The organism is Exiguobacterium sp. s50 (assembly GCF_018618175.1).
GTDB classification, from domain to species: Bacteria; Bacillota; Bacilli; order Exiguobacteriales; family Exiguobacteriaceae; genus Exiguobacterium; species Exiguobacterium chiriqhucha.
On sequence record NZ_JACSLP010000003.1, the window covers coordinates 308,980 to 334,101 of the forward strand.

A 25,122-nucleotide genomic window follows, 5' to 3' on the forward strand; every position below is an offset into this window, starting at 1 on the left:
CAATTCCGTTTCATGCATTTCTTTCACGATTGTAATCTATTTGTAACGATATGACTTTTGACCGATTGATTCCGCTTCTATTATATGCATCCGGATTGAACATAAAAAAACCTCCCGCATGAAACGGAAGGTTTGACCTCATTCAACGATTTCAGTTTTCTTTTTCTGACCACATGACTGACGAACGACCAAATAATGCGGAACGATGACGCGTTTCCCGTAAGGTGGCGCGCTGTCTCCAATCTGTTCAATCAGACAGTTCGTTGCCTCGAAACCGAGGCCGAAGATGTTGATTTCGACCGAAGTGAGCGGCGGATTCGAATGTTCGGCGATGTAGACGTTGTTGAAACTGACGACGGCGACGTCCTCAGGTATCTTAAGCCCCATCTCACTGAGCGTGCTGATGACGCCGAGCGCCATCATATCGTCACTGACGACGACGGCTGTCGGTGGTTCCTCTAATTGGAGCAACTCCCGCACGGCTTTGGCCCCGCCCTTCGTCATGAACTCGGCACGAGCGATATAGTCTTCCCGAACCGGGATGCCCGCCTCCATCAACGCTGTCGCGTACCCGTTGCGACGATCTTGTGTGACGGCGAGTTTATCGGATCCCCCGATAAAGGCGATGCAACGATGGCCGAGGTTGTATAAGTGTTTCGTTACTTCACGCCCGGCCAAATAGTTGTCCGTGTCGACGTACGTAATCGAGGAGGCATCTCCAAACGGCTTCCCGACGACGACGAACGGGAATTTTGTCTGACGTAAGTATTGAACGACTTTGTCGTCTTCACGTGAGTACAAGACGATGACGCCGTCAACGCGACGGCCTTGGACCATCTCGATGACCCCCGACAAGACCTCTTCTTCGGTCACGCCCGTCGTCATGTAAAGCGAGTAACCGTTTTGGTGGGCTTTCGTACTGATTCCACGCAATACTTCAGGGAAGAATGGATTTTGAAGCGTTTTCGTCGCTGCGCTCGGCATGACGAGACCAATCGACTGTGTCGAGCGGTTGGCGAGACTTCGCGCGTGAATGTTCGGATGGTACCCGAGTTCTTCCATCGAACTGCGTACACGCTCTTTCGTTTTCTGACTGATACGCGGACTGTTGGCGATGACGCGAGACACGGTCGACGGTGCGACATTGGCGTGTTTGGCGACCTCTTTAATCGTGATTTGCATGATGCTCCCCCTTGCTTCCGTTAATTCATAATTCCCTATCACAGGGTATCGTCAGCTCGCGCTCTTGCGACGCTTCCACATGACCAATCCAGTCAAGAAAATCGGGATGGCGATGACAAGTAGACCGATCGTCCACATGTTCACTTCCGATTCCTCGACGATGTAGGCGTTCGCGCTTTCTCCTGCGAGCTTGATGGTGAACGTGCCACGTTTGTCGGTGACAAGTTGTGAGAACAAGAGACCACGAAGGCGTGTATCTTCTCCGACTTCGCTTACCTCGAATTCAATCTCTCGGTCCTCGGCGTTCATATTGATAGCGTACAAAGCGACATCGTCGCCGTCACGACGCTCGAACACGGCCATGCCGTCTTTCGAGGCGATCATGCGTTGTTCGCCGGTCGCGAAGACGGGATATTCCTCTCGCATCCGGTTCATCATCGTGACGTATTCATGGAGCTCTTCATTTCCAGGGAAATCGGTCATGACCCGGTTCGCCGGATCGGCTCCGCCCTTTTGTGCGTTCTCCGTCCCTTGGAAGACAATCGGCATGCCTGGAGACGCATAAAGGGCGAACAATCCGAGGCGTAGGCGACGCTCGGCCGACTCGGCCCCGCCGAGTTCCGCGACGTGCATGAACCGTTCTACGTCGTGGTTATCGAGGAACGTCGCCATTTGGTTCGGGTCGTTGAAGAACGTCTCGGCGTAGCTGGCGGCCACGTCGATTTCGTCTACACTCGCCGACTTTTGCGTCATCGTCTTCGAGACGCGGTCGTAAAACGTGAAGTTCGTGATGCTGTTGAACCCTAGGTCATCATATTCCGCGACGTACTGTGGATCCGGATCGAACACTTCGGCCAACAGATAAAAGTCGGGGTCGACGGCCCGCACCGCTTTGACGAAGTCTTCCCAAAACGGTTTGTCGACGTGACGTACCGTATCGAGACGATAGCCGTCAATGCCGGTCTCTTCAATCCAATACGTCGCCGCCTCGAGTAAGTAGTCTTTCACTTCCGGGTCTTCCGTTTTGAAGTCCGGCAAATCGAATAGCCAGTGCGTCTCGACTTGTTCTTGATCGTTCCAAAGCACGATCGGCAACTCGTCATGGAACCAGTCCGGTCGTTCTTCGACCCACGGATGTTTCGGACCGACGTGGTTGACGACGAAGTCGAGGATGACTTTCATGTCCCGTTTATGGGCCTCGTCGACGAGTTCTTGCAAATCTTCTTTCGTCCCAAATTGGGGATCAATGTTATAAAAATCTTTAATCCAATATCCGTGATAGCCGTCCGGCATGTTTTCAAACACCGGTGTCAACCAGACCGACGTGAATCCGAGCGACTCGATATAATCGAGCTTTTCAATCACGCCGCGGATATCGCCCCCGTGAAAGGCTTTCGGGTCATCTTTGTCGACCTGCGCGTTGTTGTCCGGATTCCCGTCAACAAACCGGTCGACCATGATAAAGTACATGCGTTCCTGTTCCCATGATGCTGCTTCTTTCGCTCCGACGATTGTTGGAAACAAAAGAAGCGACAGAAGAACGAGCACGACGCCTCGCCTCATATCGCTTCCCCCTTAAGTGAGTATTATCCTTTCGTACCACCGGCAGTGAGACCCGAGACGAAGTAGCGTTGGAACATGAAGAACAAGAGGACGATTGGGAGGGCCGAAAGGACGGCGCCTGCCGCGAACAACGTGAAGTTGTTGTCGAACTGTCGAGAGATCATGTTGTAAAGACCAACTGCGAGCGTCTGTTTCTCTGGTGAACGAAGGACGAGCGATGCCAAGATGAAGTCGTTGAACGGGCCCATGAAATTGAACAAGGCGATCGTTGCGACAATTGGCTTCGCGAGCGGCAAAATGATTTGCCAGAAGATACGAAGGTGACCGGCACCATCCATCCGAGCGGCTTCATCGAGCTCTTTCGGAATCGTATCGAAATAACCTTTTGCCAAGTACGTGTTCATCGGGATCGCGCCTCCGGCATACAGCAAAATAAGGGCTGTGTGCGTATCAAGAAGGTTGAGCATGTTCAAGAGCACGTAGATGGCGATGATGGCAACGAATTGCGGGACCATCTGCAAGACGAGGAACATAACGAGCGAGTTCTTCCGTCCGACGAAACGGTAGCGCGAGAAGACATAACCTGTAATCGTTACCAAAATAACTGAGAGCAACATTGTGATGACTGCAATTTTTAATGTGTTCACATACCATAAACTATAATCCGAAATCGATAGATCGAACAAGTTTTTATAGTGAATAAATGTTGGGTTCGACGGAATGATGGTCGATGTGATTGTACGACCCGGGTTGAATGACGTCCCGACCACCCAAAGCATTGGATAGAGAATGATGATCGACGCAAGCGTCAAGATGACATAAGAGAACGCCAAATTGATTCGTTTTTGTTTTTTCATATCAGATCATATCCTCGTCTTTGAAAGATTTTGTCCGACGGAACTGTATGACGGCAAGTGTCATGATGAAGAATGACAAGATGAGCGTGATCGCAGCCGCAAGTCCGTATTGCGGGTTGGCCCCGAGAGACAATTTGTAAATCCAAGAAATCAAGATGTCGGTACCGCCGGCCGTTTGGCCCGGTACAGCCGGTCCACCACCGTTGAAGAGATAGATGATGTTGAAGTTGTTGAAGTTGAACGTGAACTGCGTGATGAGAATCGGCGCTGTTGCGAACAAGAGCATCGGCAATGTGATGAGACGGAACTTATCAAAGATGGTCGCACCGTCAATTGTCGCCGCTTCATACAAGTCACCTGGAATCGATTGCAACACCCCAGTCATGAGCGTCATGATGAACGGGAAGCCGAGCCACCATTGAATCAAGATGAGCGCACTGCGTGTCGCCGTCGGATCGGTCATCCAGTTGATCGGATCAAGTCCGAACGCCGGAAGAATCGTCGTGTTGAACACCCCGAACGATTCGTTGAACATCGAACGGAAGATTAAGATTGTGATGAACGCAGGTACGGCCCATGACAAAATTAAGATCGAGCGGAACAAACGACGGAAGCGAAGACCTTCTTGGTTCAAGAGCACCGCGAGGAAAATCCCGATGGCGATGACACCGACCGTCGAAGCGACTGTCCAGACGAGCGTCCAACCGAGAACGCCGACGAACGTGTCACGGAAAATATCAATTTCAAAGATACGTGTGAAGTTCTCAATCCCGACCCATTCGACGAGCTTCGCAGGTGGTGCGTTGTTGTAGCGATAGTTCGTGAAAGCAATCAAGAATGTGAAAATCAATGGAAGAATAACCGTGAAGACGAGCAAGATGAGCGACGGGATTAACATCAAGTATGGGAACCCGTGGTCGCGCAAGTTGCGAAGTTGCACTTGAAACGTTGCAACGTTTAGGTGCTGATCACGAATGCGACCGACTCGGTAAGCGTCACGAATGTTCCAGACGTAAAATGCGATTCCGAAGAAAAGTAAGATTAAGGCGACAATACCTTCTACCATCAAGAAGATGGAATGGTCGTTACGAGGTCCTGCCACTTCGCCAAGCGTGATCAATCCCCAAAGTCCGCCACGGTCGCCAGGTCCAGCGCCGGCTCCTTTGAAAAAGAGATCGTAGTTTACTGCAAAATAAGACATGATGACGATAAAGAAAGCGACAGCTTTCGCTTTTTGATTGTTATAGAATTGACCGGCTCCCGGAATGATCGAGAGTAATGCGGCGTTCCGAGCATGATTGGTCGGTTGTTTGTCCGGACGTTGATCCGGCGTTTTCGGGTTCGCAATTGAAGCCATCCTCAATTTCTCCTTTCAATTTGAGCAAATCAATCGAGCAAGCGTTTGCTCAATTCTAGAAAATGAGGGGGAACGCCAGTCGGCGTACCCCATCATTTCTTGTCCTTATTGGTTGTTCGCTTGGATTTGTTGCTCGATGACTTTAACAGCATCGTCAGCTGATTTTTGTGCATCTTGCTTGCCAGTTGCTACGAGCTGAAGTGCTTGTGCCATTGGCTCCCAAACTTGTCCCATTTCAGGAATGTTAGGCATTGGGATTGCGTTCGTCGCTTGATCGAATACCGCTTTCGCAACTTCGTTCGACGTGATTGTCTCATTCGACTCGAGTGCTGCTACTGGTGGAATCTCGTTGTACGCTTCGAACATTTTCAATGCGTTCTCTTCGTTCGTGAGTTCTGCGAGGAACATTTCAGCCCACTCTTGGTTTTCTGTGTAAGCAGAAAGTGCGTATGTCTTCACGCCCATGAACGTCTTGATTGGCTCACCGTTTGGAAGTGTCGGCAATGCAGACGCTCCAAGGTTGACGCCAGCATCTTGGTAACCAGCTACGGCCCATGGTCCGTTCATGACTGTGTGTGCTTTCTTCTCAGTGAAGAGTTGGTCCATCGCTTGGCCACCAGACTCGCCGATCAACCCTTTAGGGAAGAGGCCTTCTTGGTACCATTTGCCGATGTAGTCGAAGCCTTCAACTGCGCCTTCGTTGTTCAAACCGATGTCGGTTGGGTCGAGCGCGCCGCCGTCTTCTTTGAAGACGTAACCGCCGAAGCCAGCCACTACACCGTGAGCGAAGTAGAAGTTATCCCAAAGACCGAGGAAGCCGTACTCACCTTTGTCTTTAAGATCTGTAGACAACTTGTACAAGTCGTCCATTGAAGTAGGAGCTTCTGATACCAAATCCTTGTTGTACATGAGGATTGGTGTTTCAACTGATTTCGGATAGCCGTAAGCTTGTCCGTCGAACATGACAGCCGATTTCGAAGCGTCTGTGAACGCTTCAAGTGCGCCTTCATCCGTAAGTGGAGCCAAGTGACCTTGGTCAGCGATCGTACCGATTTGGTCGTGTGGTACGAGAACGATATCAGGACCTTTACCAGCTGGGCCATCAAGCGCCAACTTGTCTTTTTGATCCGTCATTTGGACTTCAACGACTTCAACTGCGACGCCGTGTTCTTCTTCAAACGCCTTCGCAACTTCTTTCGTCGTTTCCGACTTTTCAATATCTTCCCAAATTACGATTTTTTCTGGCTTGTTCTCGCTAGAAGAACCGCCTTCGTTAGTAGAACCGTTGTCCGTACCGCCACCACATGCAGCAAGTGCACCGAAAGCGAATACTGCCGTTGAAAGTCCTGCTACCATTTTTTTCATCTTCATGATGAAAAACCTCCCCAAGGAATAGTATGGTCAGATTTGCGCAATCGCACTGGCCTACTGATTTTAAACAACTCCGCTACAGAATCAGTAGGTTAGTGAAAACGTTTGCATCCTCACCTCAATTTTTATTATACAGTTGTGTAAGCGTTTTACAAGACTTTTTTTTAGGAATTTTTCCTGCTGTTGTCCCATTTATCTCTTTTTGAACTTTTTGTAGGTGTTTTTCTTATGAAATAAGGAATCGAACGATTGACAAAATGTAAACGCTTTATTAACCTTTGCTTGAGCAAACGTTTTCACAACTGATGTTTCTTTTCTGAACAGACAGTGTAAAATGGTAACAACCCTAAGAGAGAAAGGAACGATTTCATTTGATCAAAGAAGCTATCTATCATCGCGCCATGTCCCCTTTCGTGTACAAGTACGACCGAGAAACGATACATATTCGATTCCATACGAAAAGAAATGATATCCAATCTGTTGACTTAATTTGGAATGACCCCTATGACTGGCATTCGGAAGACCCGGCCATGTGGAACTTCGATCCGGACAAGCCGAGCTTCTGGCGCACGTTCGAGACACCGATGGAAAAGATTGGACACGACGACCAATACGACTATTGGTTCATCGCCATCAAGCCGCCATTCCGCCGGCTCCGTTACGGCTTCCGCCTCCATGACGGCAATGAGACGGCCGTCTATACGGAAAAAGGTTGGTTCGAAGATAAGCCGCTCGATGACACGGGCTACTATTTCTGCGTCCCATTCATCAACCCGGTCGACATCTTCCATGCCCCGTCGTGGGTGAAAGATACGGTCTGGTATCAAATTTTCCCGGACCGATTCGCGAACGGCGACTCGTCACTTGATCCGGAAGGCACACTCCCGTGGAACAGCACCGAACCGACAGTCACAAACTTCTTCGGCGGCGACTTCCAAGGAATCATCGATCATATCGACCATATCGTCGACCTCGGCATTACCGGTATTTACTTCTGCCCAATCTTCAAGGCGACGACGAACCATAAGTACGATACGCTCGATTATATGGAAATCGATCCTCAGTTCGGAACGAAGGAACAGTTCAAACAACTCGTCGACCTTCTACACGAGAACGGAATCAAAGTCATGCTCGACGCGGTCTTCAACCACGTCGGGTACAACCACCCGTGGTTCCTCGACGTCGTCGAGAACGGACCGCAGTCGGAGTACCGGGACTGGTTCTACCTTCGTGACTTCCCGATCGAGACGACACCGAAGCCGAACTACGATACGTTCGCGTTCGAGAAGAACATGCCGAAAATCAATACGGAGCACCCGGCGCTAAAAGCTTATCTATTAGAAGTCGCGCGCTATTGGGTCGAGGAGTTCGGCATCGACGGCTGGCGTTTGGACGTCGCCAACGAAGTCGATCATGCGTTCTGGCGCGACTTCCGGAAAGCCGTGAAACAAGCGAACCCAGACGCGTACATCCTCGGTGAGATTTGGCATGACGCGCAGCCGTGGCTTCAAGGCGACCAGTTCGATGCGGTCATGAACTACCCGTTCACGAACGCGAGCCTCAACTATTTCGCACTCGACCGGACGTCCGCTTCCGAGTTCCGGGATGAATTGACGCGCGTCGAGATGATGAACACGACGAACGTGAACGAAGTGACGTTCAACTTGATCGATTCGCACGACACGCCGCGTGCCCTTACACGAGCGAAAGGTCATAAAGGGAAATTCAAGTTGCTCATGACGTCAATGCTCACGTATACAGGTAGCCCATGTATCTATTACGGTGATGAAATCGGTCTCGAGGGTGAACAAGATCCAGGCTGCCGCCGTTGCATGCCGTGGGATGAGACGCAGGAAGACCGGGAGCTGTTCCGCTATATCCAAAAATTGATTCGACTTCGCAAAGAGCACCCGGTGCTTGCTAACGCCGGGTCGTATCGCTTCAACCTCGTCGATAACGAGTCGAACGCACTCATCATTGAGCGTTGCACGAAAGACGAGACATATTTGATATACTTCAATAACTCAGAGACGGTATCGAAGCTGAACCCACTCTGGCATACGGGAAGCGCTTACGATTTGCTTCACGACCGCGATGTAGACTCACTTGAAGTCGAACTCGCACCGTTCAGCGCCACGATTTTGAAAATGAAATAAATTCGGTTTTGCACCCGTTTCGGCGGGTGTTTTTTTTGTTGAAAATAATTTGCTAAATCCCTTTCTTTTTCATATCAAAAGGAGTAACATGACCCTTGTGATTTTGACAACGTAAATATTTCATAGAGAGAATTGTAGAAACAAGGGAGAATACACATGCCGAACAAAAACACCGAACAGCTCAGTTTATTTAAAATATCGTGGCCGATCTTCATCGAGCTCGCGCTCCATATGGGGACCGGGATTATCGCCACGCTCATGTTGGCCCATTACTCAGATGCCGCCGCTTCTGCAGTCGGCGTCGCCAACCAAATTTTGAACGTCTTCTTAATCGTCTTCAGCGTGACGTCGGTCGGCGCGACCATCTTGATCGGTCAAGCCATCGGCGCCAATCGGATGAAGAAGAGCCGCGACTTCGCCCGTTCTGCCGTCAGCTTGAACATGTGGCTCGGCGTGATCATGGTCGCCGTCGTGTTCTTGTTCGGTGAGACGTTCCTCCGCCTGTTCGGTCTATCGGATGAGCTGTTCGACCACGGTCTCTTGTTTTTACAAATCGTCGGGTTGTCGCTCTTCACCGAGGCGCTCATCATGGCGCTCAGTTCCGTCCTCCGGAGTCACGGGATGACGAAACATGCGATGCTCGCGACGCTTCTCATCGATATCATCACGGCCATCGGAGCCATGATTGCCGTCATGGGTTGGTTCGGCCTCCCGGTGACAGGTGTCGCCGGTGTCGCCTGGGCCATCGTCATCGCCCGTTTCTCGGCGATGGTACTCTTGTTCTGGATCGTCAAGAAGCGACTCATGCTCCGCTTCCCGCTCAAAGAATTGATTAAGCCGCAACGCGATGATATCCGTGCCTTGCTCCAAATCGGGGTACCATCGGCCGGAGAGAACTTGTCGTATCAGTTCTCACAAATCATCATCACCGGTTTCATCGCCACGATGGGTGAGGCGTCCCTCGCCGCCCGCGTCTACGTCATGAACCTGTCGATGCTAGCCTTCTTGTTCACGGTCGCCGTCGCGCAAGGGACGCAGCTGTTGATTGCCCGTGACATCGGCGGGAAACGGTTTAAAGAGGCGTATACCCGCGCCGTCAAGACGTTGAAGCTCGCCATGTTTGCATCACTCGTGGCCTCACTCGGACTCGCCGTCTTCGGTAAGTCGTTGCTCGGCCTGTTCACGTCGAACCCGGACATCATCGCCGTCGGCGTACCGATTTTATGGGCGACGCTCATCCTGGAGCCAGGTCGTGCCATGAACATCGTCTTGATGGGCTCGCTCAAGTCGGTCGGCGACGTTCGCTTCCCGGTCATGATTGGAATCGCCTCGATGTGGGGCGTCGCCGTCGTCTTCAGTTATTTGTTCGGTCTCCAGATGGGGCTCGGCGTCCTCGGGATTTGGCTCGCCTTCTCACTCGACGAGTGGTTCCGCGGTTTCTTCGCCTTCCGGCGCTGGAAATACGGGACGTGGCAACAAAAAGGCTTCCAGTTCGAACCGAAGCCAACTTCATAACCAATCAAAAAGAAGCGGTCGCTGTGACCGCTTCTTTTTTTTTATCGATTATCGATTTAAGAATGCCTGCATCGCCTGGCGATGAACGTCCGTCTGACCACATTTCCGTTGCCAGATAATCTCTTGCTCGAGCCCGTCCTCGAACGAATCGGCTCGGAACAACGCCTTCATGCCTTGCACCGCTGTCGGTGACTTGGCTGCGAGCGTCTCGGCGTATGTCGTCAACCGCTCCAAGTACGCCTCATCCTCGACGAGCTCCGTGACGAGACCGAACGTCTCGGCCTGTTCGGCGTCAATCGTGCTGCCGCTCCACATCCAAGCGAGCGCGAGATCTGGCCGCATCAAGCGTCGTAAATGGTATGGTCCCCCGGCGTCGGCGACGAGACCGATTTTGATGAACGCCGAACTGAACTTCGTCGACCTTGCGACGAGCCGGACGTCCGCGGCGAGCGCCAGACTGAGACCCGCCCCCGCGACGACCCCATGAATGCCGGCAATGATTGGTTTCGGACAGTCGGCAAGCGCCCGCACGAGCGGATGATACACCTCTTCTAAATACACTCCATAGTCGGCGTCACTCTCAATCGTCAAGTCCTGTCCCGATGAGAAGGCACGTCCTTGCCCGACGAGCACGATGACGTGGACGGCCTCATCCGCCACGAGCTGCTCCATCGCTTCCCTCGCCTCGCGAAGCAACGTCTCATTTAATGCGTTCAATTTTTCCGGCCGGTCCCATTTCAGCCAGCCGACCCCGTTCCGCTGTTCCAGTTGAATCGTTTCCATCCTAATTTCCCCCTTCATGATAAAATGAATCACTATTCATTTCTCTATCATGGATTCTGTTTCCTTCTTGTCATGAAAACTTTCCGAGTTCGATTGCCCGACGCTACCACTATTTGCTATTCTTAAAATAGTCGTTCAACGAAAGGGTGGGACCGATGCAACTGACAAACGCCGCAAGACAACTGAAACAACGGAACGTCCCGTTCACGTATCACACATATGAAGTGGACGAGTCCGACGTCTCGGCCAAGCATGTCGCCGCATCACTCGGTAAACCGCTCGACCAACTGTATAAAACGATTTGTCTCGAGAACGAGCAACGCCGATTCGCCTTCTTTTTGATTTCAGGAGAGCTCGATATCGACTTAAAAGCGGCCGCGAAGGCCTGGGGTGTCAAAAAGGCTTCGTCCGTACCGGTGAAAGAGCTCGAGGCGCTGACCGGGTACATCCGCGGTGGGGTCTCGCCGATCGGTGCGAAGAAGCGCTTCCCCGTGTTCCTTCACGACAGCGCCAAACAAAAAGACACGATCATCATCTCGGCCGGAAAGCGCGGCTATCAACTCGAACTCACACCGGCCGATTTGCTCCGGTTCACGGACGGCCGCTGGTTCACTCAATAAAAAAGATGGAGGCAATATCTATGTGGAAAGAACGAATCCGCTCGTGGATTCCTAACTCATTTACGTTCGGCAACTTGTTCTGTGGCGTCTTGGCCATCGTTTATGCGGCGCGTGGCGACTATTCGAACGCGACGTTATTGATTATCATCGCCATGATGCTCGACAGTCTCGATGGACGGCTGGCCCGTATGCTCGGTGTGGCCGGTGATTTCGGGAAAGAACTCGACTCGCTCGCCGATGTCGTCACGTTCGGGGTCGCCCCGGCATTACTCGCCTACTACACGTTTTTTATCGACTACGGCAACTACGGTCTTTTCTTCGCCGCCCTATTCCCGCTGTTCGGCGCCTACCGCTTGGCCCGCTTCAACTTATCGGCGACGAACGTCTCGGCCAGCTACTTCTCAGGTGTCCCAATCACTGCGGCCGGCGGATTGCTCGCCGTCGTGACGACGTTCGGGGACCAGATTAATGAACTGCTCACCCCAATCTTTTTCACGGGTCTCGCCCTGCTCATGGTCAGCCGCGTGCGTATCCCGAGTTTCAAAGATGTGCCGCTCCCGCGCCATTCGTTCATCATCACAGTCAGTCTCATCTACTTGACGTACATGATTCTGGCCCGGTGGAAAGAATGGCCGTCGTTCTGGTTCATCGCCGTCACATTCTACGTCTTATTCATCGCCTTCTCGTTCGTCAAGAAACGAAAACGGATGGCGAATTGATGGGTCCCTCTCGAGGGGCTCTTTTTTTGCATGCATTTATTAGACGGATGTCACAAACCTCTCTAGAATGGTAATAGAGGTGATGAAATGAAAGTGTATCCATGGATTTGGAAATGGTTTTTAGTTTGGTATGTCATCGGGGTCGTCCTCGTTGGCTTTGATTTGTTGCCGAGTTGGCTCGAATGGGCAAACCCGGTATTCTTATGGCTCGCTGGGGCCATCGGTGGTTGGGTGATCGCGGACGGCGTCCGCCACGCCCGCTGGATTGTCCCGTTCATCTTCTTCGGCTCAATCGCTGTCGAGACGCTCGGTGTCAAAACCGGGTTCCCGTTCAGCGAGTATATCTACGCCGAGGCGTTCGGTCCGACCGTGTTCGGTGTACCGGTCACAATCGGTGCAGCCTGGCTCGCCGTCATCGGCTCGAGCTTTGCCGTCGCCCGCTTGTTCTCGTTCAACAACCGCACGCTCTGGCTCGTCCCATTCCTCGCTGTTTGGCTCGACATGGCAATCGATCCGGTCGCCGCGAACGTGAAAGGCTATTGGGAATGGGCCAATGACGGTTTGTATTATGATATCCCGACGCAAAACTTCGTCGGTTGGTTCGGACTGTCGCTCATTTTCTCTTGGTTACTCGACCGGTTTGAAGTCGAGGCGGAACCGATGTTGCTCGGGCACGGCCGTTATTTGTTCGTCATGCTTCACGCCTTGTTCGGAGTCACGGCCGTCAACGCCGGTCTCTACGGGATCGGTGTCCTCAGCCTCGTGACCGCCGCAGGTCTCATCTTGATAGAACGGAGGAGCCGTCATGATCGAAGCGAGCAAAAAGAAATGGTTCAATAACCTGTTCTCGACGTTCGTCAAAGAGCGTCAAATCCGTCCGTTTTTCCATACGATTCACGTCCGGGCCGATGACGTGCCGACACCTGGACTGTTTTTGAGCACACACAGCTCGTGGTGGGACGGGATGATTCTGCTCATGTTGAACGAATATTATTTGCGTCACGACGTCCACGTCTTGATGGATGAGGATGGACTGCGCCGCTTCCCGTTCTTCCGCCACTTAGGTGCGTTCTCCATCAAAAAAGGCAAACTATCGGACGTGCGCGCCTCGCTCGACTATGCTAATCGGCTGTTACTCGCTGGCAAGTCCGTCTGGGTGTTCCCGCAAGGACGTGAGTATCCACAGGAGCATCGCCCGCTCGAGATCGGTTCCGGTGCAACGATGCTGATTCACAATCCAGAAGTCCGGTTGTGCGCCATCTATTATACGTTCGCGTCCCACGCCGCCCCGCTCGTCTATGTGCGGTTCCGCAACCATACGGTCGTCTCTAAGACGCGACGTGACCAAAAACAAGAGCTCGCCAAAGCACTTGAGCGACTATATGACGATACGCGCGACGACGTGATCGCACAATCCGACCGCTATATCGAGCTGTTCCCTCCGAAGCGCAGCTTGGCGGATTGGACAGAGCACGTGCTCCAACTCGGAAGAGGCCGCTCATGATTCTGTTCGTCATCACGTCCCTGATGCTCGTCTTCACGCTGGTGAACTTGCTATTCCTCCGGCCGCTCACCGCTCCGGCCCCTGTCCCTTCGACCGCGATTTGCATCCCGCTTCGGAACGAGGAGCGGAACGTGCCGAAACTCGTCACAAGTTTAAAGGCAGCCTTGACGGATGAATGTCACGTTTATTTGTATGAGGACCGGTCCGAGGACGGTACATATGAGGCGCTCGTTCAAGCGATCGCGGGTGATTCCCGTTTCACCATCTTCCGTGGGGTGCCGCTCCCGGAAGGCTGGGCCGGTAAAGTCCATGCATGCCATCAGTTGGCGACCCGGACGACCGAGCCGTATGTATTGTTCCTCGATGCCGACGTGACGATCGACCCGACGTTCATCGGTCGACTTCACGGCACACTCGCCCGCGAAGGAGCGGTCTTCTTGTCCGGCTTCCCCCGTTTCCCGACACCGACTTGGCTCGGCAAACTGTTGATTCCGATGCAGCACGTCTTAATCGCCCAGCATTTGCCCCTGTTTTGGCGAAAAGTCCGTCATCCTGCCTTCGCCGCGGCCAACGGGATGAACGTCCTCGTCGAGCGGGCGAGCTACGAGGATGTCGGAGGGCACGCCTCGATTCATGATTCATTGATTGACGACATCGATCTCTGCCGCGAGTTCAAACGTCGGAAAAAGATCACGTCGCTCGTCAACGTCTCGCCGTATATCACGTGTGACATGTATGCGACGAATGAAGAAGTCTGGAATGGGTTTTCAAAGAACGTATTCAAGGGAATGAATGAAGCAGTGGGCATCGCCCTTTATTTCTTTCTCTACTACGGCATCCAGCTGTCTGCTTTCATCGTCTTTCTCGTCCGCATGGACTGGATTTCATTCTTGGCATGCGCGTTCGTTTTGCTCGCGCGCCTCGCCATCGATGTCAAATCGGGTGGCCGCCAGTTTTGGCTCCACCCGTTCAGTCTCATCGCCTACTTGCTCCTCTTGTCGAGCGCGGTCGTGCGCAAATGGCGACGGAAGCCGATTTCATGGAAAGGCCGGACGTATCAATAATTAGGAGGCATACTATGAAACATATCGCCATTATCGGGGCCGGTCTCGGCGGCTTGAGTGCCGCCGTCACCTTGGCCGCCCGCGGTTACGACGTGACCGTCATTGAAAAGAACGAGCATGTCGGTGGGAAGCTCATGCCGATTATCACCGATGGACACCGCTTCGACTTCGGACCGAATACGATTACGATGCCAGACGTGTTCCGCTCCGTCATCCGAAACAGCGGCGCCAACCCGGATGACTATTTTGAGCTCGTCAAACTCGAGTCGCACACGGTCAACCACTTCTCCGACGGTTCGACGTTCACATTCGATTCGGACCGCGAAAAAATGGAAGCTGAGGTGCGCCGTCTGACCGGCGACAAAGCCGATAAAAATCAATTGGCCGCTTACTTAGACGAGGCGGAAAAACTGTTCGAGATTGCCAATCACCGCTTCTTCACGCGGATGGACTCGAAAATCGATACCGGTCTTTGGGCCGACATGATGAAAGTGCATCCGCTCAAGAGCCTGCATGCGCTCCATAAAAAGTACTTCAAGGACCCTCGCATCATCCAAGCGCTCGACCGGTATGCGACGTATATCGGCAGCAGCCCCTACGTCACACCAGGCACGTTCGCGCTCATCTCGCATCTCGAGCTGAATGACGGCGTCTATTTCGCCAAAGGCGGGAACTGGACGATCGCGAAAGGCTTCGCGAAACGGGCGAGCGAGCTCGGCGTCGAGTTCCGGCTCGGCCATGAGGTGACGAAAATCGAAGTGACGAACGGGAAGGCCCATGCGGTCGTCATCGACCACGAAGAGGTCATGTCTTGCGATGCCGTCCTTCTGAACGGGGAACTGCTCACGCAATATCCGCGTCTCGTCGACGCGATGGACCGTCCCTCGTTCCCGGTACCGACACGCGACACGATCGAGCCATCGGTGTCCGCTTTCGTCATCATGATCGGCTTGAACAAACGATTGAACCTCGCCCATCACAACGTCTATTTCTCAGACGACTACGAGGCCGAGTTCCGGGCCTTGTTTGAAGAGGAACGCTATGCCGATGAGCCGACGATCTATATCTCGAACTCGGCCCATACCGACCCGTCAATGGGAGAAGCCGGCGATAACTTGTTCATCCTCGTCAATGCGCCGGCCCATATGACCGATATCGATGCCGAGACGTATGAGCATTTGATTCGTCGACGGCTCCGCACGTTCGGTGTCGATTGGGAAGACAGCGATGTCTTGTTCCATCGCCGCGTCACTCCACTCGATTTGACCCGTGATTTTTACGCCTACTACGGAGCGCTTTACGGGACGTCGGCCAACTCGAAAAAAGGAGCGTTTTTCCGTCCGTCGGCCCGTTCCGAAGACGTCTCAAACATCTGGTTTGCGGGCGGTTCGACCCACCCTGGTGGCGGTAGCCCGATGGTGACGCTTTCAGGACAATTCGCGGCCCGATCGATGTTAGAGGACATACCTCTGACAATTTGAACATTTTGTGAACAGAGGATTCGACACTTGTCGACACGGGACAGACGTGATAATATCATATTCGAGTTCAAGCAGTTTTGTAACGTTAGTTACACCTGTAGCGATCGAATGGCTTCCCCGAGCCTATCGCGTTTTGAACTTGTCACACCCGAGAAAAAAGTGATGAGCGAGTTTCCCCACTCGTATCCCGCAGCTGGAACAGCATGCATCTGATGTTCCCCCTTAGTCCATCAAGCATCCTGCTTCAGCGAAGATGCCCCATTGTTTCATTCCCCATGAAACGAGGCACATCTTTAGGGTTCATCACGCCCGATTCGTTCGTTTCCCCGATGAACGAATCACATAACGCTTACACCACTTTTGGTCCCCCGCCAAAAGTGGTTTTTTTGTGCGCAAAAAAGGCAGCCGTCTCAAGACGACCGCCCTTGCTTATAATCTGGTCAACAGTTTGCCTTTTTGAATCGTCGAGACATACGCCCGCTTCGTGAAGACGTCATGCCCGTTCTGCCGGGCCGCATCTAAAATCCCTTCATAGAGGAGCGCTGCCGCCGCGACAGGCTTCCGGCTCGTCACAGGATACAAGTGATGCGTCTCCCGAGCGCTGCTGTATAACGCTTCCGCGCGACGGGCCACTGTCTCCCAGACGTCGATGAACGCCGGAGTCACTTGCCGCGCAAACAAATCGGCTTCCTCGACACCGAACTCGGCGAGCAACGATTGGGGCACATAAATCCGGTCCCGATCGAGGTCTTCCCCGACGTCGCGCAAGATGTTCGTCAACTGCATGGCAATTCCTAAATCGATGGCGCCTTGCTTCAATTGCTGGCGTCCACCCGCATCGGCGTCCGGCGCGAGAATCGGTAACAGCATCAAGCCGACGGTACTGGCCGCGTAATAGCCATACTGCTCCGTCTCCTCGAGCGTCGCATAACGCGTCTTATGTAAGTCCCATTTCATGCCTTCGGCCAACTCGAAGAACGGTTCGACGTCCATGTCGTATCGCTTCCAGACATCCTCGAGCGCCACCCAGAGCGCATCCGGCAATGATTCGCCCGCCAAGAAACGATCGAACTCGGCCAAAAAATGCGTCAAACTTTCCTCGGGGCTATCAGATTCGTCGACCGCGTCATCGAGTGTCCGACAAAACGTATAGACCGCAGCCACGGCTTGGCGGTCAGGTTTAGAGAGCAGGGAAAAGGCCCGATAGAACGTGAGCGAGCCTTTTTTCATTACGTCTTCACATTGACGATACGCTTCTTGTGTCGTCATGGTACAATGCCCCCATTTCTTCTTCCATTCTTTTCACTAACAGTTGCGAGCCGATCATGACGATTGGAACGCCTCCGCACGGATGGACCGATGCCCCGACCGCATAGAGACGGTCGATCTGGGCATACGGACGGGCCTGCGGTTTGAACGCGGCCGACTGGGCCAATTTCGGGGCGATGCCGAAGCTTCCGCCCTCGAACAAGCCGAATCGTTCCGCGTCCATCGGCGTCCGGACTTTCATTTCCAAGACACGGTCTATGAAATCGGGCACCATCCGTTCGATGCGGCCGATCAAATGCTCGATCGCACCGCTCGCTTCGAAGTCTTTCCGTTCCAATTTACGAGGCACCGGTACGAGTACGTACAGCACGCTCGTGCCCATCGGTGCGAGCGAGTCATCGATGAGGGACGGATTGAACGTATACATCGCTGGATACTTGCTCAGTTTACCATCTTCGAAGATGGTCCGCATCGACCCGGCGAAATCAGTCGGCAAATCGAATTGGTGGACCGGCAAGTCGATGTCCCCGTTCACGGTAAAATACAACAAGAGCGTCCCACTCGACGGTTCATACGACTTTGGCTTGACGCCATCAATCAAGCGTTCCATGAGCGGGAAGTCGCCGTTGACGACGACCGCATCATACGGATGGACGACTCCGTCGACGATGACCGCATCCGCCCGACCTTCGGCGACGCGGACGCGTTCCACGTTCGCGTTCAGCTTGAACGTGACGCCCCGGCGCTTCAACTCTTGTTCTATTTTCGTCGCCAGCGAGAAATATCCTCCTTTGACGTACCAAATCCCCTCTTCTTGCTCCCGATACGGAATCAAGCCATAGAGGGATGGCGTGTCATACGGGTTGCCGCCGATGTAGAGCGTTTGCAGACTATAGGCGACACGAAGACGTTCGTCCTTAAAGAAGCGTTTCATGTTCTCGTGGGCCGTCTCATACGCCTTCAAGCGCATGAGGAGCATCAATAACTTCGGCTCGAACAAATCTGTCTTGCTCTTATAGCCCCGGTCCAAGAACGCGTCGAAGCCGAGGCGATACTCTTCTCGTTTTTGGGCCATATATTTTTTGAATCCGGCACCCTCGTTGAAAAGACGGTCGATTTCGGCCGCCTGGCGCTCGATATCGCGATATTTATAGAACGTCGTCCCATCCTCATAACGGAGGCGATAGAGCGGGTCGACTTCAAGCAGTTCGAGCTCACGTTCCGGGAACCCGGCTTCTTGAAGCTGACTTTTCAGTTTCCCGGGTAACAGGACGATGGTCGGCCCCTCATCGACGCGGGCGCCGTTCTCGAATTCGACATAATTGAGTCGCCCCCCGACGCGGGATTCTTTCTCATAGATGGTCACGTGTAGCGACGGATATTTATGGGTCAGGAGCAAGGCCGCGTAAAGCGACCCGATTCCGGCACCGACGAAGCTGATGTTCATTGGCCGACACCTGCCCGGTCACGCAATAGGTTCGCCGTGATCCGCGCCGACTCAAAAATCGTCGGCAGTCCGCTGCCTGGATGAGTGCCCCCTCCGACGAGCCAGACGTGATCGAGTTCCTCGAACTGATTGTGCGGACGGAAATACATCATCTGCGATAAGTTGTGTCCGAGATTGAACGTGGCTCCTTCATATACACCGAACGCTTCCCAGTCGTTCGGCGTGAGCGGCTGCATGACCTCGATATGGTTACGAATGTCGCGATACGGTGAACGCGTCTCAAGCGCATCGAGGACACGTTCCGTCATCGTCGCCTCGAGCTTCTCCCAAGGCAAGTTCGACAGATTATTCGGGACCGGCACGAGGACGTAGAGTGACGATTTACCGGCTGGTGCCAGCGTCGGATCAATGTTTGACGCGTTCTGCACGTAGAAGGAGAAGTCTTCACTCAGCTTCAAGTCTTGCGTCATCTCTTTCACGTTGCGCTCGTAGTCGTCTGCGAAATGAATCGAGTGATGGGCGACGTCGTCATAGACGCGATCGAGCCCGAGATAGAGCATGAACGTCGAACACGAGTAGCGCTTCTTCTTCAGTTGTTTCGGACTCCAACGCGTGAGCGCATCGCTCGGGACGAGCGTCGTCATCGCATGGGCGAAATCGGCCCCGACAATCACTTCATCGAACGCGTAATGCACGTTGTTCGCCACGAGACCGTTGACACGCTTCCCATCGAGCAAGAGACGGTCAACGCCTTCTCCGAGACGAATCTCACCGCCCTCTTCTTCGATGACGCGCGCCATCGCTGTACATAGTTGGTTCACGCCGCCAATCGGATGATGGACGCCGTAGGCATGCTCCATATACGACAAAATCGAGAAGCCGCCAGGGCAATCCCAAGCCGACATCCCTAAATATTTGGCTTGGAACGTGAAGGCGTACTTCAGCTCCTCGCTCGTGAAGTATTCCGATAACACGTCATATAACGATTTACCAATCGACAAGAACGGCAACGCCTTCAAGACGCGTGTAGCCACGTAATCCGTCAGCTTGTCATGCGCCGTCTGCAGGACCGGCATCAACTTCGACAGCTTGATGGCTTGTTCGGCCATGAAACGTTCATAGCCTTCCCCGTTCCCAGGGAATTGCTCTTCAATCGCCTGATGCATTTGATCACGGTCGGTCGTCATCGACAGTACCCGGTTCCCTCGATCGAAATAAAGGTCGTACATCGGTTCAAGGCGTTTCATCTCGACGTAGTCATGTAAATCGCGACCCGTCTCTTCGAAAATCTCTTCTAAAATATACGGCATATTTAAAAAAGTCGGGCCACGATCGAACGCGAATTCTCCGACTTGAAGACGAGACGTTCGTCCACCGACGAACGCCTGCTTCTCAAATACTGTTACCTTCACACCACGGCTTGCGAGCAGCATCGCAGCCGCAAGTCCTCCTGGTCCGGCACCGATCACGGCGACTCTTTTTTCCGACACGTTGAACAACTCCCTATGTGAATAGTCTCTTATGCTTCTATCTCATTATAGAAATGACTGGAGACAAGTTCAAATTTGAATCGGCTCGTCGTGTGTCCGCCATGTGTCAATTGCCGCGTTCGGCAATGACGATATACCATGATCCTTCCGGGATGAATGGGATAAAGCGAATATTTTCAAAGCCGACTTGCTGCATTTGACGGCGCAACTCTCGAATTGTCGGTAACGGATGCAAGTTGTCGTGGAGGGTCATGAACGCATTGAACGCCGAGGCAAACCGAGAGCCGAGCGGCGTCTCTGCGAGCGGAGTGACGAGGACGGCGACACCGGACGCTTCGAGGTTCTCGAGCATCCGTTCGAGCAATTCGATTCGTTTTTCTGGCGAGAAGTAATAGAGCATGTTATTCATCATGACGGCATCGAACCGGTCCTCATGATCCCATTCCATGAAATCGGCCACTTCGTAACGAATATCGCCTGACTCATCCTGCTCCCGGGCTTCGGCGATGACGTCCTCTTCTAAGTCAATCCCGGTCAACTTCCACTCTGGTTCGAGGCCATGCAGTTTACGCAAGTAACCACCGTGCCCGCATCCGATATCGAGCATCGTCTTCACGTCGGCCTGACGCAACAGTTGTTGAACGACTGGGAAAGCGACCGTCTCGACGAGCGTCGACGTCTGTGCAACGACCTGTCCATGCGTCGCCCCATCGAACGTCTTCTGTTTGCCCGACTCTAAAAAGTCAGGGTAAGCGATGAGCGCCGGGATATGCAGCTCCATCATCTCTTGCAGCATGAAACCGATACTGCGCTCATCCTCATGCGACAATTGATATTTCAAACTACGTGTCGGGAAGTAACGCCAGCCTCTCTTCTTCAAATGACGAACGGCGACCCCCACTTCAAGCCAACGCTCCAGCGCGAGCTTCGTCAACGGTTGCTTCAAGCGAAGCGTCATCTCCGCAAAGCTGGCACCGCCTTGGAGTGCATCGAACAATCCATATTTATAGCCGATATATCCGTGCCAAAGCGGCAGGAACGATTCCGTTTGTTTCATCCATCTTCGCGCGTGCAAGACGCGTGACCATTCATTCATTTGTTGTTCCATCATTTCACCTCATCATCGTTATCACTGATTTTTTTATTTTCCCCTAATAATTTACGGACAAACAAAAAAATCCCACTCCGATGTGCGGAATGGGAATCAACCTTAAATGAAATTGCTAAAGAACGACTGTCCGTATGGCAACGCATAGCCGATGAAAATCGTCACGAGTGCAAGTACGACGAAACCGCCGAACATCGCGTTCGCTGGTTTTTTCTTCTTCACACGGATGAGCGTCATCTCACCGAAGATGAGCGTGAGCAGTCCGACCGTGATTTTCACGTGATAGAACATGCCGCCACCGTTCAATTGTAAATACAAATAAAGTCCTGTGCCGAACGCGACGAGCAACATGAGTCGAAACACCATGTGGGCAATCTTCCCGCTCTTGTTCGCGTTCTTATAGCCGACGTAGGCGACAGCGAACAAGACGAGTAATAAAATCCAGCTCGTGACGTGCGTGTGTAGGAATGCAGTCAATGGCATTCAAAGTCCCCCTTTCCATTATGTACAATCTCTATTGTACACGAGTCGCTCGCTTTACGGTCAAGCAGGTGATTGAAAAATCTTCGCTTCCACCAAAAAGGCGCCCCATCGATGATCGATAGGCGCCTTGCGTTGCTGACGTGATTAAGCTGTCGTCGTTTCTTGTTCACGGACGGCGTATTCATAACTTGGAATGACGACCGTGAACGTCGAGCCTTGATGCTGCACCGACTCGACATGAATCTGACCGGCGTGACCGCGGACGATTTCCTGACAGATCGGAAGGCCGAGTCCGGTACCGCCGATTTCACGGCTGTCCGAATTGTCGACACGATAGAACTTGTCGAAGAGTCGGTCGAGCGCATCGCTCGGAATCCCGATTCCTTGGTCTTTCACTTTAATCGAAATGGATTGGTCGTGATGGGCCAGTTCGACTGTGATTTTCCCGCCACGCGGCGAATACTTCACGGCGTTCGAGAGCAAGTTACTCATCAACTGTTTGAACTTCTGACAGTCGGCGAACAGTTCGTACGGGCGATCATCGGCCGTGACGAGCTCGAACTGGTGTTTCAACGATGACGCTTCATAGAACGTCATCATATCGCGAATGACCGGCTCGACGTCGAGCTGTTCGCGGTCATACATTTGACTGCCGGCTTCCATGCGCTGCACGTCAAGGAAGTCGTTGACGAGATGCGTCAAGCGCTCCGTCTCGGCATGAATCGTCTGCAAGTATTTCGCTTGCTTCTCGTTCGGCAACTGCTTCTTGACCATGAGCTCGGTGAACCCATAAATCGAAGAGAGCGGGGTCCGTAATTCATGGGAGATGGTCGAGATGAACTCGCTCTTCAAGCGCTCCGCCTCGGTCTCGCTCGTGATGTCGCGGAAGACGAGCAACGTTCCTTTCGATAACCCGCCGACGACGATGCGCTCCGCATACATCTGTAGGTTCATTTCCCCTTTACGGATCGAGAAACTCACGCTGTCATGTGGGAAGTCGTCCGTGAACAAACGATCGGTATACTTCAAGAAATCATCTTCTTGATCGACCGTCGTTGAAATCGTCTCGCGCCATTCGTTCCATGATAGTTCCGCGAGTTCGCTCGACGTGATGTCGTCAAGCTCAGGGAACATCTCATAGAGCGGACGGTTGACGAAGACGTCATCGGTCGAGTGTTCGACGTAAATGACCGCCTCGCGAATCGAGTCGAGAATCCGTTCCGTCTTCCCTTTCTCACGGGTCATCTCTTCAAACAGACGCATCCGGAGAAGTGAGAGCGACAACTGACGGGCGAACGACATGATGTCGCCCATCTGTGTCTGCGTGAAGCGGTCTTTATAACGAACGAGATAGATGAACGCGATAATCGAGTCATCCGTCGGATCATGGACCGGCACGGCCGTCTCATACATATAGTATGGATACGGGAGCGGATGGTCGCTCGCGACTTGTTTCGACGAATGGACGGTCGTCCGCAGTGTCATCGCCCGCGTCAAGACCGAATTCTCGCTATCGAGCAATTGACGCGTGAGCGTCTCGTTCAAGCCGTGGCTCGTGATCGAGAATGAACCTGTCGCATCGACGAAGACGAGCGCGCCGACTTCTGAGTCGGTGATGGCGACGAGCTTCTCGATAATTTCTGGATAGGCCGTGAGCGAATCGCGGGCCGCGAGCGTCTCGGTCAATTCGTTGCGGTAAGCCAAGTGCTGCTCGTTCTGTTGCGTCTGCTCCAAGATCTCTTCAAGCTCTTGCTGCTGTGCCTGAAGCTCTTCTTGTTGCGCAATCAACTCTTCTTGTTGCGCTTGCAGCTCGTGATTTTTCTCAATCAAGTGACGTTCATTGTCACGAAGCGTCTCGGCCATTTTGTTGAACGACCGTGACATGATCCCGATCTCATCTTCGCGTTCCATCTGATCACTCAAATCGACGATTTCGCCTTTCAACAAGCGATCAGACGCGACTGAAAGTCTCGAAATCAAACGCGTTTGACGGCGCAAGAACGGTTGGATGAACAGTAAAATCAATGCCGCGAACGACAAAATGCTCGCAATCCAGAGGAATTGAAGAATATCGTTATTCAATTTCCAAGCATCGTACACTTTTTGTTTCTCGCTATTCATCAAAGATTTATAATCTGACAATGATGTCTCAATCTGTTGAATCGGTCCGAGCGTATCAATCCCGCGCTCTGGGCTGTACGGGACGACGCCCTGCTCAATCAAACGCTGGGCTGTCGGCAACGCCAACACCGTCTCTGGGTCGACGGTCGTCTCGGTGATTTCACCTTCTGCCCGCAATTGACCGTACTCCGTCGTCACCGGAAGGATGACACCGAAATAGAAGTCATGAAACTCTTGCAAATCCTCCGCGAAAATCTCACCTTGTTTCGTCTGGACGACGCTCTTGAACCAGTTAATCTCTTGTTGGAACTCGTTCTCTTTGGCACGGGCCCGCTCAAGCGCCTCGGTATCCCCAAACAAGAGGAAGCCGCGGGAATCATATTGAGCGCCTTGCCAGTCGTCCCAAAGCACGTTCAACCGGTCAATCCGCTCATCGACATCTTGTAACCGTTGTTCGTTCGCCGCAACTCGTTCTTCCATGTACATGTACATGAAAATCGAGCCGACGAGCGCGAGCGCGAGGAACGAGTAGAGGACGACCATGAGGTCGCGCCCGAGTTTTTGTTTAAACCATCTGTTCAATTCACGATGCCTCCTATAATCTTCACCAATTCAAGTGGACTGAACGGCTTCGAAATAAAGTAGTCGACGCCAATCTCATTCGCGCAATCACGATCAGATTGTTGGCTCTTCGCCGTGAGCATCATCACTTTCGTATGTTGGCGTCCTGGCAGTTTTCGTACTTTCTCAATGACCTCAAGACCGGTCATGCCTGGCATCATATGGTCGACAATCACGAGGTCGTACTCGTTCTGTTCGATTAGCCGATAGGCTTCAAGGCCGTCTGGCGCTTCATCAATGTCATATCCTTCATCTTCTAATGTATCTAAAACAAGCATGCGTAATACTTCTTCATCTTCTGCTAGTAAAATTTTTACCATGACGATTCCTCCATTTTTTATCCCATTCCATTATTTTAACGGATTCAGTTCGTAATCACAAAAAATAAGGGTGTACGGTGTATAACCGTAC

21 protein-coding genes are annotated in these 25,122 nt (G+C 52.6%); 8 read left to right on the forward strand and 13 right to left on the reverse strand.

Features of this window, described 5'->3' with window-relative positions; all coding sequences use genetic code 11:
• Positions 1 to 138 precede the first annotated feature (138 nt).
• The 5 genes from KNP68_RS06080 to KNP68_RS06100 form a co-directional block, all read right to left on the reverse strand.
• A complete protein-coding gene (locus KNP68_RS06080; RefSeq protein WP_214720251.1) occupies positions 139 to 1,182 on the reverse strand; it encodes a LacI family DNA-binding transcriptional regulator in 1,044 nt (347 codons plus the stop codon).
• A gap of 51 nt (positions 1,183 to 1,233) precedes the next feature.
• Positions 1,234 to 2,745 (reverse strand): alpha-amylase family glycosyl hydrolase, encoded by a 1,512-nt coding sequence (locus tag KNP68_RS06085; RefSeq protein WP_214799042.1) that lies wholly within the window; start codon positions 2,743 to 2,745, stop codon positions 1,234 to 1,236.
• Between the two features lie 23 nt (positions 2,746 to 2,768).
• Positions 2,769 to 3,602: a sugar ABC transporter permease gene (locus tag KNP68_RS06090; protein ID WP_214752414.1), complete on the reverse strand. Its 834-nt coding sequence runs from the start codon at positions 3,600 to 3,602 to the stop codon at positions 2,769 to 2,771.
• Between the two features lies 1 nt (position 3,603).
• A complete protein-coding gene (locus KNP68_RS06095) occupies positions 3,604 to 4,959 on the reverse strand; it encodes a carbohydrate ABC transporter permease (protein ID WP_214799044.1) in 1,356 nt (451 codons plus the stop codon).
• 105 nt (positions 4,960 to 5,064) lie between these two features.
• A complete protein-coding gene (locus KNP68_RS06100) occupies positions 5,065 to 6,330 on the reverse strand; it encodes an extracellular solute-binding protein (RefSeq protein WP_214799045.1) in 1,266 nt (421 codons plus the stop codon).
• Between the two features lie 371 nt (positions 6,331 to 6,701).
• Here KNP68_RS06100 and KNP68_RS06105 point away from each other — a divergent pair, with 371 nt between their 5' ends.
• Both KNP68_RS06105 and KNP68_RS06110 read left to right on the forward strand, forming a co-directional pair.
• Positions 6,702 to 8,486 carry a glycoside hydrolase family 13 protein gene (locus KNP68_RS06105; RefSeq protein ID WP_214799047.1) on the forward strand — a complete coding sequence of 595 codons (1,785 nt, stop codon included), beginning with the start codon at positions 6,702 to 6,704 and terminating at the stop codon, positions 8,484 to 8,486.
• A gap of 156 nt (positions 8,487 to 8,642) precedes the next feature.
• Positions 8,643 to 10,001, forward strand: a complete 1,359-nt coding sequence (locus tag KNP68_RS06110) for an MATE family efflux transporter (protein ID WP_021066671.1) — start codon at positions 8,643 to 8,645, stop codon at positions 9,999 to 10,001.
• 48 nt (positions 10,002 to 10,049) lie between these two features.
• Here the strand turns inward: KNP68_RS06110 and KNP68_RS06115 are convergent, their stop codons facing one another.
• Positions 10,050 to 10,784, reverse strand: a complete 735-nt coding sequence (locus tag KNP68_RS06115; protein WP_029595950.1) for an enoyl-CoA hydratase/isomerase family protein — start codon at positions 10,782 to 10,784, stop codon at positions 10,050 to 10,052.
• 155 nt (positions 10,785 to 10,939) lie between these two features.
• Between KNP68_RS06115 and ybaK the strand changes: the two genes are divergently transcribed.
• The 6 genes from ybaK (at position 10,940) to KNP68_RS06145 (ending at position 16,172) form a co-directional block, all read left to right on the forward strand.
• On the forward strand, positions 10,940 to 11,404 hold the full coding sequence (gene ybaK / locus KNP68_RS06120) for a Cys-tRNA(Pro) deacylase (protein WP_214799049.1): 465 nt from the start codon (positions 10,940 to 10,942) through the stop codon (positions 11,402 to 11,404).
• Positions 11,405 to 11,424: 20 nt separating this feature from the next.
• Positions 11,425 to 12,123, forward strand: a complete 699-nt coding sequence (gene pssA, locus KNP68_RS06125) for a CDP-diacylglycerol--serine O-phosphatidyltransferase (protein ID WP_131472269.1) — start codon at positions 11,425 to 11,427, stop codon at positions 12,121 to 12,123.
• Positions 12,124 to 12,210: 87 nt separating this feature from the next.
• A complete protein-coding gene (locus tag KNP68_RS06130; RefSeq protein ID WP_214799051.1) occupies positions 12,211 to 12,963 on the forward strand; it encodes a carotenoid biosynthesis protein in 753 nt (250 codons plus the stop codon).
• A complete protein-coding gene (locus tag KNP68_RS06135) occupies positions 12,929 to 13,627 on the forward strand; it encodes a lysophospholipid acyltransferase family protein (RefSeq protein WP_029595951.1) in 699 nt (232 codons plus the stop codon). Before KNP68_RS06130 ends, KNP68_RS06135 begins: the two co-directional genes overlap by 35 nt.
• Positions 13,624 to 14,691 carry a glycosyltransferase family 2 protein gene (locus KNP68_RS06140; RefSeq protein ID WP_029595952.1) on the forward strand — a complete coding sequence of 356 codons (1,068 nt, stop codon included), beginning with the start codon at positions 13,624 to 13,626 and terminating at the stop codon, positions 14,689 to 14,691. The genes KNP68_RS06135 and KNP68_RS06140 overlap by 4 nt, the downstream gene beginning before the upstream one ends.
• 14 nt (positions 14,692 to 14,705) lie before the next feature.
• Positions 14,706 to 16,172 (forward strand): phytoene desaturase family protein, encoded by a 1,467-nt coding sequence (locus tag KNP68_RS06145; RefSeq protein ID WP_058763052.1) that lies wholly within the window; start codon positions 14,706 to 14,708, stop codon positions 16,170 to 16,172.
• Positions 16,173 to 16,601: 429 nt separating this feature from the next.
• Here KNP68_RS06145 and KNP68_RS06150 read toward each other — a convergent pair whose 3' ends face one another.
• From KNP68_RS06150 to KNP68_RS06180, 7 genes are all read right to left on the reverse strand, one after another.
• The gene (locus tag KNP68_RS06150; RefSeq protein ID WP_214799053.1) at positions 16,602 to 17,441 is read right to left on the reverse strand and encodes a phytoene/squalene synthase family protein; all 840 of its coding nucleotides are present in this window, start codon (positions 17,439 to 17,441) and stop codon (positions 16,602 to 16,604) included.
• On the reverse strand, positions 17,410 to 18,888 hold the full coding sequence (locus KNP68_RS06155; protein ID WP_214799055.1) for a phytoene desaturase family protein: 1,479 nt from the start codon (positions 18,886 to 18,888) through the stop codon (positions 17,410 to 17,412). Before KNP68_RS06155 ends, KNP68_RS06150 begins: the two co-directional genes overlap by 32 nt.
• Positions 18,885 to 20,411, reverse strand: coding sequence for a phytoene desaturase family protein (locus tag KNP68_RS06160; protein ID WP_125318023.1), 1,527 nt, complete (start codon positions 20,409 to 20,411; stop codon positions 18,885 to 18,887). The genes KNP68_RS06155 and KNP68_RS06160 overlap by 4 nt, the downstream gene beginning before the upstream one ends.
• 73 nt (positions 20,412 to 20,484) lie before the next feature.
• Positions 20,485 to 21,486 (reverse strand): class I SAM-dependent methyltransferase, encoded by a 1,002-nt coding sequence (locus tag KNP68_RS06165; protein WP_021066683.1) that lies wholly within the window; start codon positions 21,484 to 21,486, stop codon positions 20,485 to 20,487.
• A 102-nt stretch (positions 21,487 to 21,588) separates the two neighbouring features.
• Positions 21,589 to 21,969 carry a YisL family protein gene (locus KNP68_RS06170; RefSeq protein ID WP_029595956.1) on the reverse strand — a complete coding sequence of 127 codons (381 nt, stop codon included), beginning with the start codon at positions 21,967 to 21,969 and terminating at the stop codon, positions 21,589 to 21,591.
• Between the two features lie 144 nt (positions 21,970 to 22,113).
• The gene (locus KNP68_RS06175; protein ID WP_214799057.1) at positions 22,114 to 24,672 is read right to left on the reverse strand and encodes a sensor histidine kinase; all 2,559 of its coding nucleotides are present in this window, start codon (positions 24,670 to 24,672) and stop codon (positions 22,114 to 22,116) included.
• Entirely contained in the window at positions 24,669 to 25,031 is a 363-nt protein-coding gene (locus tag KNP68_RS06180; protein ID WP_021066686.1) for a response regulator, read from the reverse strand. Before KNP68_RS06180 ends, KNP68_RS06175 begins: the two co-directional genes overlap by 4 nt.
• Positions 25,032 to 25,122: the final 91 nt, after the last annotated feature.

Coding starts and splice junctions, on each gene's coding strand:
- KNP68_RS06100 (WP_214799045.1), bottom strand. CDS start 6,330: ATGAAGATGAAAAAAATGGTAGCAGGACTTTCAACGGCAGTATTCGCT.
- KNP68_RS06095 (WP_214799044.1), bottom strand. CDS start 4,959: ATGGCTTCAATTGCGAACCCGAAAACGCCGGATCAACGTCCGGACAAA.
- ybaK (WP_214799049.1), top strand. CDS start 10,940: ATGCAACTGACAAACGCCGCAAGACAACTGAAACAACGGAACGTCCCG.
- KNP68_RS06135 (WP_029595951.1), top strand. CDS start 12,929: ATGATCGAAGCGAGCAAAAAGAAATGGTTCAATAACCTGTTCTCGACG.
- KNP68_RS06080 (WP_214720251.1), bottom strand. CDS start 1,182: ATGCAAATCACGATTAAAGAGGTCGCCAAACACGCCAATGTCGCACCG.
- KNP68_RS06165 (WP_021066683.1), bottom strand. CDS start 21,486: ATGGAACAACAAATGAATGAATGGTCACGCGTCTTGCACGCGCGAAGA.
- KNP68_RS06170 (WP_029595956.1), bottom strand. CDS start 21,969: ATGCCATTGACTGCATTCCTACACACGCACGTCACGAGCTGGATTTTA.
- KNP68_RS06145 (WP_058763052.1), top strand. CDS start 14,706: ATGAAACATATCGCCATTATCGGGGCCGGTCTCGGCGGCTTGAGTGCC.
- KNP68_RS06085 (WP_214799042.1), bottom strand. CDS start 2,745: ATGAGGCGAGGCGTCGTGCTCGTTCTTCTGTCGCTTCTTTTGTTTCCA.
- KNP68_RS06150 (WP_214799053.1), bottom strand. CDS start 17,441: ATGACGACACAAGAAGCGTATCGTCAATGTGAAGACGTAATGAAAAAA.
- KNP68_RS06180 (WP_021066686.1), bottom strand. CDS start 25,031: ATGGTAAAAATTTTACTAGCAGAAGATGAAGAAGTATTACGCATGCTT.
- KNP68_RS06115 (WP_029595950.1), bottom strand. CDS start 10,784: ATGGAAACGATTCAACTGGAACAGCGGAACGGGGTCGGCTGGCTGAAA.
- KNP68_RS06140 (WP_029595952.1), top strand. CDS start 13,624: ATGATTCTGTTCGTCATCACGTCCCTGATGCTCGTCTTCACGCTGGTG.
- KNP68_RS06110 (WP_021066671.1), top strand. CDS start 8,643: ATGCCGAACAAAAACACCGAACAGCTCAGTTTATTTAAAATATCGTGG.
- KNP68_RS06155 (WP_214799055.1), bottom strand. CDS start 18,888: ATGAACATCAGCTTCGTCGGTGCCGGAATCGGGTCGCTTTACGCGGCC.
- KNP68_RS06090 (WP_214752414.1), bottom strand. CDS start 3,602: ATGAAAAAACAAAAACGAATCAATTTGGCGTTCTCTTATGTCATCTTG.
- KNP68_RS06130 (WP_214799051.1), top strand. CDS start 12,211: ATGAAAGTGTATCCATGGATTTGGAAATGGTTTTTAGTTTGGTATGTC.
- pssA (WP_131472269.1), top strand. CDS start 11,425: ATGTGGAAAGAACGAATCCGCTCGTGGATTCCTAACTCATTTACGTTC.